At 68.5% G+C, this 12,030-nt stretch carries 12 protein-coding genes; 7 read left to right on the top strand and 5 right to left on the bottom strand.

All coding sequences use genetic code 11. The features are described 5' to 3' along the window. A partial coding sequence (locus BEK98_RS41195; RefSeq protein WP_143684228.1) for an ATP-binding SpoIIE family protein phosphatase occupies positions 1-1,928 on the top strand: 1,928 nt, incomplete at its 5' end. A 125-nt stretch (positions 1,929-2,053) separates the two neighbouring features. On the opposite strand, the gene BEK98_RS41190 is transcribed toward BEK98_RS41195, so the two are convergent. The 5 genes from BEK98_RS41190 to BEK98_RS41170 all read right to left on the bottom strand — a co-directional run bounded on the left by BEK98_RS41190 (position 2,054) and on the right by BEK98_RS41170 (position 6,802). Continuing rightward, positions 2,054-2,860: an acetoacetate decarboxylase family protein gene (locus tag BEK98_RS41190; RefSeq protein WP_094221912.1), complete on the bottom strand. Its 807-nt coding sequence runs from the start codon at positions 2,858-2,860 to the stop codon at positions 2,054-2,056. A gap of 80 nt (positions 2,861-2,940) precedes the next feature. Beyond that, positions 2,941-3,681 carry an SDR family NAD(P)-dependent oxidoreductase gene (locus BEK98_RS41185; RefSeq protein ID WP_094221911.1) on the bottom strand — a complete coding sequence of 247 codons (741 nt, stop codon included), beginning with the start codon at positions 3,679-3,681 and terminating at the stop codon, positions 2,941-2,943. Positions 3,682-3,701: 20 nt separating this feature from the next. Next, a complete protein-coding gene (locus BEK98_RS41180) occupies positions 3,702-4,517 on the bottom strand; it encodes an SDR family NAD(P)-dependent oxidoreductase (protein WP_094221910.1) in 816 nt (271 codons plus the stop codon). Continuing rightward, complete coding sequence (locus BEK98_RS41175) at positions 4,514-5,938, bottom strand: APC family permease (protein ID WP_094221909.1); 1,425 nt, start codon at positions 5,936-5,938, stop codon at positions 4,514-4,516. Before BEK98_RS41175 ends, BEK98_RS41180 begins: the two co-directional genes overlap by 4 nt. A 291-nt stretch (positions 5,939-6,229) precedes the next feature. Next, positions 6,230-6,802: a MarR family winged helix-turn-helix transcriptional regulator gene (locus BEK98_RS41170; RefSeq protein WP_094221908.1), complete on the bottom strand. Its 573-nt coding sequence runs from the start codon at positions 6,800-6,802 to the stop codon at positions 6,230-6,232. A 284-nt stretch (positions 6,803-7,086) separates the two neighbouring features. On the opposite strand from BEK98_RS41170, the gene BEK98_RS41165 reads away from it, so the two are divergent. From BEK98_RS41165 to BEK98_RS41140, 6 genes are all read left to right on the top strand, one after another. Then, positions 7,087-8,442, top strand: a complete 1,356-nt coding sequence (locus BEK98_RS41165; RefSeq protein WP_094221907.1) for a glutamine synthetase family protein — start codon at positions 7,087-7,089, stop codon at positions 8,440-8,442. A gap of 50 nt (positions 8,443-8,492) precedes the next feature. Further along, positions 8,493-9,431, top strand: a complete 939-nt coding sequence (locus BEK98_RS41160; protein ID WP_341869045.1) for a TIGR03619 family F420-dependent LLM class oxidoreductase — start codon at positions 8,493-8,495, stop codon at positions 9,429-9,431. Between the two features lie 103 nt (positions 9,432-9,534). Beyond that, on the top strand, positions 9,535-9,972 hold the full coding sequence (locus BEK98_RS41155; protein WP_094221905.1) for a DoxX family protein: 438 nt from the start codon (positions 9,535-9,537) through the stop codon (positions 9,970-9,972). Between the two features lie 198 nt (positions 9,973-10,170). Beyond that, the gene (locus tag BEK98_RS41150; RefSeq protein ID WP_244202198.1) at positions 10,171-11,139 is read left to right on the top strand and encodes a hypothetical protein; all 969 of its coding nucleotides are present in this window, start codon (positions 10,171-10,173) and stop codon (positions 11,137-11,139) included. Between the two features lie 107 nt (positions 11,140-11,246). Then, positions 11,247-11,708, top strand: coding sequence for an MFS transporter (locus BEK98_RS41145; RefSeq protein ID WP_094221904.1), 462 nt, complete (start codon positions 11,247-11,249; stop codon positions 11,706-11,708). Positions 11,709-11,804: 96 nt separating this feature from the next. Next, on the top strand, positions 11,805-12,020 hold the full coding sequence (locus BEK98_RS41140; RefSeq protein ID WP_143684227.1) for a hypothetical protein: 216 nt from the start codon (positions 11,805-11,807) through the stop codon (positions 12,018-12,020). The last annotated feature ends 10 nt before the right edge of the window (positions 12,021-12,030 follow it).

Here is a 12,030-nt window from a genome sequence, read left to right as displayed (position 1 = left end):
TGGCACCGGCCGGGGTGCTGGACGTGGCGGCATTCGAGGCTCGGCAACGACAGGTCCTGGCCAGTGGGGAGGCGCTCGTCGCCACAGAGGTGCGCGCCCACGATTCCGAGGCCCCACATCGGAACCAGGCGTTCTCGGAAACGATCGTGCCGCTGCGCAGCAGCTCGGGGGAGGTCATCGGACTGGCGCACGCCGTGTTCGAGGTGACCGACAGGGTCAGGGCCCGGGAGCGGTTGGCGCTGGTCAACGACGCGAGCGCGAAGATCGGAAGCACTCTTGACGTCCTGCGCACCGCGCAGGAACTGACCGATGTCGCCGTCCCGCTCTTCGCCGACCACGCGTTCGTCAACCTGCTCGACCCTGTCTTCGGCGGCGAGGAGCCGGTACTCGGACCCATCGCCGAGACGGTGCCGCTGCGGCGGGCGGCGACTTCCTCCGTTCTCGAAACCCCGGCGGAGGTAGTGGTCGCCACGGGAGAGGTCGACTCGTTCACCTCGGGACCGGGTGCCCTGTTCGGCCGGGCGCTGGCCACTGGCGAGCCCTTGTTTCTGACAACGGAGCAAGTGATCGCCGAGCTCGCCCCGGTCGATCCCCGACGGGCCGCCCTTGTCCGCGAATACGGGACCCACTCGTATCTTCTGGTGCCGATGTTCGCACGAGGCGCCCCACTGGGGGCGGCGGTCTTCCTGCGCTTCAGGCGTGCAGATCCGTTCGAGGCGGATGACGTGCTCTTGGCCCAGGAGTTCGTGGCGCGTGCGGCGGTATGCATTGACAACGCGAGGCGATACACCCACGAGCGGGCGACGGCGATGGCGCTCCAACGCAACCTGCTGCCACAGCAGTTGCCACTGCTCCGTGCCGTTGAAACGGCGTCGCGCTACCTGCCGGCAGGCACTCGTGCGGTGCTCGGGGGAGCGTGGTTCGATGTGATTCCGTTGTCGGGCGCGCGTGTGGCATTGGTGGTGGGCGATGTCCCCGGGCACGGCCTGCATGTGGCTGTGACCATGGGGAGATTGCGCACCGCGGTGCGGACGCTCGCAGATCTCGATCTGTCGCCCGAGGAACTGCTCACCCACCTGGACGACCAGATCAGCCGGTTCCAGGACGAGCACGGGGAGGGACTCGCCAGTGGAGCGGCCGGCACATCATGTGTGTACGCCGTCTTCGATCCCATCTCACGCCGGTGCGCCATGGCCCGGGCGGGGCATCCCCCGGCCGCCCGTCTCTCGGCGGACGGGAAGGTGGAGCTCCTCGATCTGCCCGGCGGCCCTCCCCTTGGGCGTGGTGGAGCTCCATTCGAAAGTGGCGAGGTGACTCTCAACGACGGGGACGTCCTCGTCCTGCACACCAACCGTCCGGAGGAGACCGCGAAGGACGGCGCCGGGACAGATCTCACATGGCTTCGCGAGGCGTTGTCCGAGCCTCAGCTCGCCGCATCTCCCCGGCTCGACGGCATCTGCGCCTCGGTGGTCCGCCGACTGCCGCCGAGCCGCCCGCAGGATGACACTGCGCTGCTCGTGGCACGTGTACGCGGACTGCATCCGGACCGCCACATCACCTGGCAATTGGCCGCCGAGCCCGAGGTCGTGGGCGAGGCACGTGCGCTCGCGACCCGGAAGCTGGCTGAGTGGGACCTGGAGGAGCTGGAGTTCACCACCGAGCTGGTCGTCAGCGAACTGGTCACCAACGCCATCCGCTACGGCAGCCCGCCGATCCAGCTGCGCCTGATCCGGGACCGCAGCCTGATCTGCGAGGTGTCCGACGCCAGCAGTACCTCCCCGCACATCCGGCGCGCGCTGGAGACCGACGAGGGAGGACGAGGGCTCTACATGGTGGCGCAGCTCGCCCAGTTGTGGGGGACCCGCTACCACGCCCGTGGCAAGACCATCTGGGCCGAGCAGGCCCTTCCGACGGCAGCGGTGCCGTGACGACGTAGCCCGTGGGCGCACGGGTGCGACCGGCCGCCTGGGCCACCCCTTCGTCGTGCCACGCCTCTGCGGTCCTGCGCGGCGAACCGGCGCAGGACCGCAACGCCGCTTGCCCTCGCGGGCCGCTACTCGGGGCCGGAAGTCCCGGTCTCCAGCAGTGTCCCGCCGTCCCAGCAGACGCCCACCTGCCGGTAGTAGGCGCCGATCAGCTCCCGCACCTCCAGCCGGGCCAGTTCCTCCGTCGGCGCGTCGAAGAGTCGAAGTTCGGCGTCGGCGGCCCAGGGCTGCCCGCCCTCGAAGGACGCCGCGCCGGTCTCGATGAGTTCGTCCAGCGCCAGCCCCTTGCCCTTCTCTATCGAGGGCAGCCAGCGATGGTGGGCCATCGGGTGGCCGTTGACAAAGCCATTGTGCTCGGCCGGTTCACGCAGTGTCACGACGGCCTCGGCCAGTCGTCGGTCCGCCGCCGCCAGCGTCGCCCCGAACGCTGCACCCTGCTCGATCCGCGGCGCAGGGCCGTACGGGTGGGGACGGGTCATGTGGATCGAGCCGAGCTTCTTGGGATACCCCTGGTGGAAGCCGCGCGCGATGGCGAAGTCCTTGTCCACCCAGATGTATACGCACCGGGAGTACGTCGTCCCACGGTACTTGCAGCGCACCACCGCGAAGCACTCCTTGTACTGCGAGCGCACCGGGTCCAGGAGCTCTTCCCTGGAACCGCTGCACGACTGCCAGTCGGCCCAGATGAGAGCGACGGCTCCCGGATCCTCGTCAGCGAGCCCCAACGGCTGGGGAAGCAGCTCGGCGACCCGCGCGGGATCGGTCCTGTACTCGATGGTGATCAGGTCGCCGGAGTAGTACCACGGTGGCGAAGGAACGAGCGAGGAACGGCCCGTGGCCGTCTTGGGATGGAAGAACCCGCGGACGCCGGTCATGTGAGACTCCTTGTTTTCGAATGAGACGAACAAATCATTTGGACCCATACAATGGACGCGCGGTGAGGCGTCACACCTGGTCAGGCAGGAAATGTGGAGCGCGCCAGGCCCCCAAAGTCGATCACCTGGGCCGTGCCGTTGATGCCTGCCGAAGCAGGTGAGGCGAGGAAGAGGATCGAGCGGGCGATGTCCTCCGGGCGGTGGACCTGGTAAGGCTGTCCGTCGAAGCCCTCCTCGTCCAGCCCTAGATCGGCGCGCGACATCGGGGTGTCCACCACACTCGGGCAGACGCAGTTCACCCGGATCCGCTCCTGGTCGAGGTCGACCGCGAGCGCCTTGGCCAGCATGAGCACACCGCCCTTGGACGCGCAGTAGGCCACCATGCCGGGCGCCGCGACGAAGCCGGAGTCGGAGGCGACCATGACGATCGCGCCTCCGCCGTTTCGGCGCATGAAGCCGGCCGCGTGCTTGGCGAGGAGGAACTGCCCGGTGAGATTGACGTCGACCGTGTGCGCGAAGTCCTCCCGGCTGGTGTGGACGGCGTGTTCCCCCATCGGGCCGGAGACCCCCGCACAGCCGATGGCCACATCCAGTCCGCCGAAGCGGCCGGCTGTCCGTCCCACAGCCTGGGCGACCGCTGCCTCTTCCGTGATGTCTCCTTGATGCCAGAGCACATCGTCGGGCGCCCAGGCGGGCCGGGGTGCCCGGTCGATCACCGCCACGCGGGCACCTTCGCCACGGAAGGCGGCGACGGTCGCCCGCCCGATTCCGCTGGCCCCACCGGTTACCAGCACCGCGCGGTCCTTCAGTTCCAGATCCATGTCAGATCTCTCCTCTGCCGCTACGGGCGCGTCGCGCGGAGTGCGACATCGAAGTCGAACGGAATGGTGCCCGGGTCGATGGCGGTGGTGCCACCATCGACGGTCAGCACCGCCGCGTTGACGTAGGAGGAGTGCGGGCCGAGCAGCCACAGCACGGCGTCGGCGATCTCCGACGCGGCGGCAGGCCGCCGTTGCGGCACCACATTCGTCACCTGCGCGTACGCCTCTTCGCGGTCGAGACCGAGTGGTTCGCCGAACTCCCGCATCTCCTCGTCCGCCATCTCGGTGCGCGTCCATCCAGGGCAAACGGCATTGGCTCGGACCCCACGCGGGCCGTAGTCCGCGGCGATGCACTGGGTGAGCATCGCCGCACCAGCCTTGGACGCGGCATACGCGGCCGCGCCGGTCGGCGCTCTCAGCCCGGCGACAGAGCTGACGGTCACCCACGCGCCCCGCGACTCCACCAAGTGCGGCAGGGCGCATCTGGCCAGCAGAAACAGTGCGGTGAGGTTGGTACGCACGGTGGCGTCCCAATCCTCGTGGGTCAGGTCGAGGATGCTTCCGGGACGCATCACCCCGGCGTTCGCCACCACACCGTCCAGTCGACCGTGCTCGTACACGACCTGCGAGACCAGTCGCTCGACGTCCGCGGGCGAGGTGACGTCGGCGGTGTACGGGGTCGCGCCGGTGGCATCGGCGACCTTCTCCAACGGCTCGCGGCGTCGCCCGCAGATCGCGACACGGACTCCGGCTGCGGCCGCCAGCTCGGCGATCGCCGCGCCGATTCCGGTGCCCGCCCCGGTGACCAGTACGACAGATTCCTGATCAAGCGTCATCGCTGGTCCTGCCGACGTCCGACGACCACCGCGATCACCACGGCCACCACGAACCATCCGAGCGCGAAGTACGTCGCGTACACCGTGGGTGCGGGCACCTTGTACACCGAGCCGAACAGGGCCCCGGCGGTGAGCAGGACACCCACCACGGAACACACCCACACCACCGGGCCCGAAGTCTGGCCGCGCAGGCCGCGCGGCGCGCCGATGGCCATCATCAGGTAGATGGCGGCCAGGCAGAAGACGCCGAAGGTCGAGAACCAGGAGTACACGGCCAGGTACGAGGGAGCGCCGGGCAGCGCCAGCAGCTTGGGGAAGAGGCCGGACATCGCGATGACCGCCAGGTAGACGGCGCCGACGAGCACCGTGCCGCCGCTGGGCGTGCCTCGCCGCGAGCTGAGGGAGGCGAGCGACCTGGGCAGCCAGCCGTCACGGGCCATCGTCAGCACACCACGGGTCGCGGAGACCGAGACGCCGATGTAGACGGCGGCCATGTCGAGGAAGATCACCAGCTCGACCAGGCGCCCCCATGTGGTGGATCCGTAGCCGCCGGGCCCGCCTCCGGCGAGTGTGTTCAAGGGGGCTCCTGCCGCCTTGGTCATGGCGTCCAGGTCGAAGTGGAAGCCGGCGACCTGGGCGTAGGTGCCGAGCAGGAAGAAGACCGCCGCGGCGAGGACGGAGAACATCACGGCCTTGGGGATGTGGCGGTGCGGGTCCTTGGCCTCCTCGGCCAGGTTGGCCGCCGCCTCGAACCCGGTGAAGAGCAGCACTCCGTAGAGCACGGCGAACATGATCCCCGCCCAACCATCCTGCGACGTATGGGGGTTGAATGCCCTGACGCTGTTTCCGTCGCCCACCTTGAAGATCAGGTAGACGAAGAAGACGAGCAGCACCCCGACCGAAACGAGAGCGAGCACGAGCTGGCTGCGCACCGAGAACTCCACGCCGACGTACACCGCGGCGATCAGGCCCGCCAGCAGCAGGAGTTGCCAGCCCCACACGGGAAGCGGCTCGATCGCGAACTCGGCCTGCAGAGTGTCATGGAGGTAGCCGCCGATGAGGGGACCTATGGCGGCACCCAGGAGGAGCACTCCGGCGTAGTACATCAGGCCCGCGGCGGCACCTGCACGTCTGCCGAGGCCGAGGGTCACGTAGTTGTAGAGCGAGCCCGCCGCCTTCACCCGGCGCGCGTAGGCGGAGACGATCCAGCCGAGTGCAAGCATGCCGACGGTGGCCAGCAGTACGGCCAGCGGGGCGGCGGCACCTGCCCCCCGTCCTGCGGCGTTCACGCCGATGAGCAGCGGCAGCAGAATCGACACGGAGAAGACGGGCCCCATGAAGCCGACCGACTGTGCCACGACATCGATGAGTGACAAGCCGTCGTGTCTGCGCTCTGCGGGGGATCCGGGTGGCTGGGTCATTGTGTGCTCCGTCCGGGGAGACAGGCCGTCGAGGCGAAACCGGCGTGAGGGAGCCGAGAACAGTGCGCCGGCATCGGATGCGGCTGCGCACTCGAGCGGTGGGGAGGGGTGAGGGTTGCGCTGTCGGACCTCGACCGAAGGCCCTAGGGGAGGCGGTGAACGTTCCGCGTTCCTATTCGTTTGGGCCCGTACGATACCCAGAGGGTTCCACTCCCACAAGAGACCCGTGAAGGCAATCGCGCCCCGGCCGCAGATCGCGACCGGGGCGCCACCTTCGAAGGAGCCACTCGGCTACGGGCGCGGCCGCCGGCCGGAGCGGCGCGGGGCAGGCTCCGCACCACCCAGCAGCTCACGGCGCCGCCCCTCCCCAAACTCCTCAAGTTGCGCAACCACGGCGCGCAGCCCGTCCGCGAGCTGACGGCACTCCTCCACCGTGAGCCGTGAGACCACGAAGGCCTCCTCCGTATTGAAGGCAGGGAAGAGATCCTCCATCAACTTCTCCCCCTCAGGGCTCAGCGAGAGGAGGACGCGCCGACCGTCCTCGGGATGGATCGAGCGGGTCACCAGCCCCCGCGACTCCAGGGTGCGCGCGATCCCGGTCAGCGTCCCCTTGGAGATCCCCGCCTCCTCCGCGACGGACCAGGTCTCCGACTCGCCCCAGATCCAGAGCACCCAGAGCACGACGAACCCCGTCCAGGTCAGCTCGGAAGGGCGCAGAACCGAGTTCTCCAGGTGCGACCGCACGGCCGCGGCCGCTCGATGGATGTTCGCCACAGCCGCCATCTGCTCGCGCTGCAGCTGGAAGCCGCTGAGCTTCGCCTGGACTGCACGCTCGGTCTCCACGATGGATCGATGGCCGGCCACGGACTTCCCCTCACATTCTGGTGACACGCACGCCACCTGGACATTCGTTTGCTGCCAAATGTAACCGTCGGGCCTTGAGTCCGGGACGCATCAAGGGGGCGGACGAAGGCGAGATCCGCCAGAAGTTGCGACCCGCCTCTTGCGGCGGGACCACACGACTCCTATCGTTTGGCACCAAACGAAGGACGTCCGCCTACAAACCTTGATCACAAGGGCACAATGGTGACCTAGGCGGAAATTTCTTGTTACATCATGACTTTCTCTGCGCCCCCGAGGAGCGAACCGTGAGCGCCGAAACACCCCCGCAGATCCGCCAGAGAATCGATGCGCTCGCCGCCCAGGGGATCGACGTCGTACGTGTCGCGTATCCCGACCTGATCGGCTCCGACCGTGGCCGGGACGTCCTGTTGCACCACCTGCCCAACGCGATCGGCCATGGGATCGCCTTCTGTCGGGCCATCTACCACACCGCCGCCCTTGGCGATCACTCCGACATCCCCGGCGGCCTCGACGCCGGCATGCCCGACATCTCCGTACGACCCGACCTGGCCACCCTCGTCCCCCTCCCGTGGGAACCCGGCGTCGCTTGGTGCATCGGTGACGCACGGGATCCGGAAACCGGCCGACCCGCACCCGAATCACCCCGGGATCTGCTGCGCCAGGTCACCGGACGACTGCGGGAGAGCGGGCTGACAGCCGTGGTGGGCCCCGAACTGGAGTATGTCCTGCTGGACCCCGATCCGGCCTCACCCACCGGCTGGCGCCGCTATGCCGACGCACCGGGCAACGTCTACACCGTCGGACGCAAGGGCGACCCCGACGGACACCTCCTGCGAACCCTGCGCCATCTGCACGACCTCGGGATCGGCGCCACCAGCGGCAACCGGGAGTTCGACGGCGGCCAGTTCGAGATCAACCTCGACCACTCCGAGGCCCTGGACGCCGCCGACCGCGCCTTCCGTTTCAAGGCTGCCGTCAAGGAACTCGCCCGCGTCGAAGGCCGGTTGGCCACGTTCATGGCCAAACCGCTGAACGACGGCGGTGGTTCCGGATTTCACCTGCACCTGTCCGTCGTCGACAGCGAGCAGCGCAACGTCTTCGACGACCCGGATCAGCCCCACGGGCTGTCCGCCACCGCGCGTCACGCGATAGCCGGACTACTCACCCACGCTCCCGCGCTCGCCGCCCTGTTCAACCCGACCATCAACTCCTACAAGCGCTTCGGCCCCGACACCGCCGCCCCCTGGCTCATCGACTGGGGCCTGGACAACCGGGGCGCCATGGTGCGTATCCCGCCGGAGCGCGGCAGCGCCTCGCGCCTGGAGATCCGCCTCGGCGACGCCACCGCGAACCCCTACCTCGCCATCGCCGGCCTGGTCGCCGCCGTCCACCTGGGCATCAGCGAAGCGGCCGAACCCCCCGCCCCGATGAGCGGATACGGATACGACGCGACCAGCGCCCCGAAACTGCCGACCCACCTCGGTGAGGCGCTCGACGCGCTGGAAGCCGACCACCAGCTCACCGAAGTGCTCGGCAAACCCTTCGTCGACTCCTTCCTCACCTTCAAGCGCGACGAGCTGAACCGGTTCCGGAGCTACGTCACCGACTGGGAGTTCCGCGAGTACGCCCACCTGCTCTGACCCGCGGCCCTCGCCACCTGCCCCCCCGCTCAGCCCTGCATGGAGCACCGTTGAAAGCCCCCATACCCCGTATGCAACTGGTCCTCAGCGAGAACTGGACCCTCACCTCCGGACGCGACCTGCCGACTCTGGTCCGCTGGGCCAGAGAGGCCGAGGACGCCGGGTTCGACTCCGTCATGATCAGCGAACACATCGTGCTCGGCCCCGACGCCGGCGCGAAGGGCCTGATGCCCAACCCCCGCGAGTACGCTCTCCCCGGCAATCAGGACCCCTTCACCCCCTGGCCCAACTCCCTTCTGCTGCTCGCCTCGATCGCCTCCGTGACCACACGGCTGCGTCTGGCCGCCGCGGCGATCCTCGCCCCACTGCGCCACCCGCTGCTCCTGGCACGGGAGTTGGGGACCCTGGACCTGCTGTCCGAGGGACGCTTGATCGTGCTGCCGACCGTGAGCTGGAGCCGGGACGAGTACGCCGCACTGGGCGTGCCCTTCGACAAGCGCGGGCAACTCCTCGACGAGCACCTGGAGATCTGGGAACTCCTCTGGCGCGAATCCCCCGCGACGTACGAGGGGAAGCACTACCGCTTCCGGGACGTCTACTTCGAGCCCAAGGCCCACCGCCCGGAAGGCCCCCGGATCTGGTTCGGCGGCAGCGGGATGCACGACGCCCTCACCCGTAGGCTCGTGCGTCACGGTCACGGCTTCAATCCGCTCGGCCGTCCCACACCCGAGAACATGGACAAGCTCAGAGCCGCCATGACGGAAGCCGGACGCGACATCAACGAGCTGGAACTCGTCGGCGGCACCCGTGCAGTCTTCCCCGACAACAACTCCTGCGCGGACCTCGACCAGGCGCTGGCGCACATTCCCGCTCAGCTCGAACAGGGCTTCACCACTTTCTGCATCAAGCCCTCCCAGTTCACCGATGACCCGGACAGCATCGGCAACTTCTGCCGCCAGGTCATGCGCCGCGTCCACTCCCTGGTCTGACCGTCCGGAATCACCGCTCGCTTGCCCCCAACCGCCGCCCGGCCCTAGCCCCACGCTCCACCGGCGTCCCCCGCCGGAAGCCCCTCCCCAGCAGGAGCCCCTCATGTCCGTCCCCGCCACCACCCAAAATCACTTCCTGGCCGTCTACCGCGTCGTCATAGGACTGCTCTTCACCTGCCACGGCATCGCCAACCTCTTCGGCGTCATGGGCGGCGCCGACGGCCATGGCGCCACCGTGCCGACCGGTCTGTGGCCGTACTGGTACGCGTCTCTCATCCACCTGGTCTGTGGCCCTCTTCTCATTGTGGGCCTGGGCAGCCGCTCCGCCGCCGTCATCGGTTCAGGGGCCATGGCCTACGCCTACTTCACCGTGCACCTGCCGACCGGTCTCTGGCCGATCGCCGACGGCGGCGAGGCGGCCACACTGTTCTGCTGGGCGCTACTGGTCATCTCCGTGTTCGGCCCTGGCGCCTGGGCCCTGGACGCGCTGCTTCCACGCCGGCGTGGGCAGGCCGGGCAAGCCGCAGCCTCCGCCGTCTGAGGCAACCGCCGCGGATGGCGTTCGGAGCCGGGCATGCTCCGGGGCACACCCATCCCAAGCCACGCCCTCCTTCCCCATCCGCGGCATCCGCCCTTGTCCCATCTCGGCGGCGATCGGCGCGACGCGCCCGAGGCACTTGGTCACGGTGCACTGGCTCGGCCGTGAAGTCCCGCGCGTTGCGCCGACGCATCCAGCTCTATGCCCGCGCCCACCTCCTCGGAAGTCATGCCTTTCTTCGGACGCCGCAGAAGCAACGCCCCCCGCCTCCCCCCGGAGCTCGACGACATCGCCGTCGGAAACGCCCGTCGGAGACTGACCGCGCCCTCCTCCCCCGCGCAACTCGACCTCGCGGTCGCATTGGTGGAGGACCTCGTCCATGACGCGGGGCACGATTGGGACCGGCGAACGCACCGCCTCGCCGTCCTCGCCGAAGCCGCCGGGCAGGGGCTGCCCCACGCCTGGCGGCGGCGTCGGCCTGGGTCCCAGGACGCCCTCGTCCTCCATGCCTGGTCAGATCTGGTCCATGCCCGGCGTGACGGCTCCGCCGGACGGCTCACGACCGCGATCGACACATGCAACCGCGCCGCTGAGCTCAGGCCGGCCGATCCGGTTCCGTGGGTCGTCCTCCTCGGCCTCCTGCGGCTCCAAGGCCGTCCCGCGACAGATTTACGGCCGGTGTGGTGGGAAATCAAGGACCGGGATCCGTGGAATCGCGAAGGGCATCTGCAGCTGTTGGGCTACCTTTCGCCTGAGGAGTGCGGGTCCAGCGCCAAGAGCATGGACTTCATCGAAGAGGTGCGGGCGACAGCTCCCGTTGGCTCCCCGGTGTGCGGTCTGGAGCTTGTCGCACTTGTCGAGCGTTACCAGCGGACCATGTCGAAGGGCGGGCTCGAGGCTCTGGGCGCGAACTTTCTCTGGACACAACAGCAAGCTGCTCGGGCCCTTGATCACGCCGTCGCCGGCTGGCTACAGCCCGGATTCCTGTGCCACGCCGCGGCTCTCGCCGACCTCAACATGCTTGCATACGCCCTCATCCGAGCAGATCGCCTGACAGAGGCCGCCGACGTGCTCCGTGCCCTCGGCGGGGTGGCGACAGCACGGCCTTGGGGCTGGGACGGGGATCCCCTGGAACGTTTCTCGCACTGGCACACCAGGCTCCTGGGCTGAGCACCCGCGACGGCTCCCCACTGCACCTCCTCATTCACACCTCCGCTGTCACGGTGTGTCGCTGACTCCCCCATGCGGACAGGCATCGCCCCCGTCTAGGAGAGCTCATGACTTCTCTCACCGAAGCCGATCAGGACGGCATACACGCAGCGGCCCTCTCGACCGTCCTCCTGCGGGTGTTGACAGGCATCGGCCTGGCGCAGCTCGGCCTGTCCACGGCGCTTCTGACGCCGGTCTTCCTCACCCTCCCGGAGAAGATGAGCGCGATCACGCCGAACAGGAAAGCCCAGGCTCTGTCGCTGGTTCTCGTTTTCGGTGCGATCTTCGCACTGTTGGCCGCCCTGCTGTTCGGGCATCTGTCGGACCGCACCACGTCACGCTTCGGCATGCGTCGGCCGTGGGTGGTGGGCGGCCTCGTCAGCACCGGCGTCGGGTTCAGCCTCATCACGGCGAGCACCACCGTGACCGCGGTTCTCGCGGGCTGGTGTCTGGTTCAACATCGATCCTGGCCATCGGCAGCGGCAACCACTAGGCCGCGCTGTTCATCGCCGCCACCTTCTTCACCGTGATCGCCGCGTTCGCCGTACTCCCCGTGAGAAGGGCCCGCTGATGAGTGGAAACCGCCTTCTCAACTCCGTCGCAATCAAGCCCGTGAAAGGAACGACGTGACCTCTGTGATCGACCCTGACCTGAGCAGCCCGGACGGCACCGACGCTGAGTCCACAGATCCGTGGCATTGCTCGCCTGTCGTGGACGACCGGGTCGAGGCCCTCCTGAGGGGGATGACCCCGGCCGAGAAGATCGAGCTCGTCACCGGCGACATCAACGTCGACTACGGCTTCTACAAGGCCCCCTCGCCCGCCTCGGAATCCCCGCGCTGACCATGTGCGA

The sequence above is a fragment of the Streptomyces diastatochromogenes genome, assembly GCF_002242805.1.
In the GTDB taxonomy this organism is placed as follows: Bacteria; Actinomycetota; Actinomycetes; order Streptomycetales; family Streptomycetaceae; genus Streptomyces; species Streptomyces diastatochromogenes.
The sequence above is the reverse complement of the archived record's forward strand: the minus strand, read 5'-3'. Positions and strand labels throughout refer to the sequence as shown.

Coding starts and splice junctions, on each gene's coding strand:
- BEK98_RS41190 (WP_094221912.1), bottom strand. CDS start 2,860: ATGACCGGCGTCCGCGGGTTCTTCCATCCCAAGACGGCCACGGGCCGT.
- BEK98_RS41185 (WP_094221911.1), bottom strand. CDS start 3,681: ATGGATCTGGAACTGAAGGACCGCGCGGTGCTGGTAACCGGTGGGGCC.
- BEK98_RS41180 (WP_094221910.1), bottom strand. CDS start 4,517: ATGACGCTTGATCAGGAATCTGTCGTACTGGTCACCGGGGCGGGCACC.
- BEK98_RS41175 (WP_094221909.1), bottom strand. CDS start 5,938: ATGACCCAGCCACCCGGATCCCCCGCAGAGCGCAGACACGACGGCTTG.
- BEK98_RS41155 (WP_094221905.1), top strand. CDS start 9,535: ATGTCCGTCCCCGCCACCACCCAAAATCACTTCCTGGCCGTCTACCGC.
- BEK98_RS41150 (WP_244202198.1), top strand. CDS start 10,171: ATGCCCGCGCCCACCTCCTCGGAAGTCATGCCTTTCTTCGGACGCCGC.
- BEK98_RS41145 (WP_094221904.1), top strand. CDS start 11,247: ATGACTTCTCTCACCGAAGCCGATCAGGACGGCATACACGCAGCGGCC.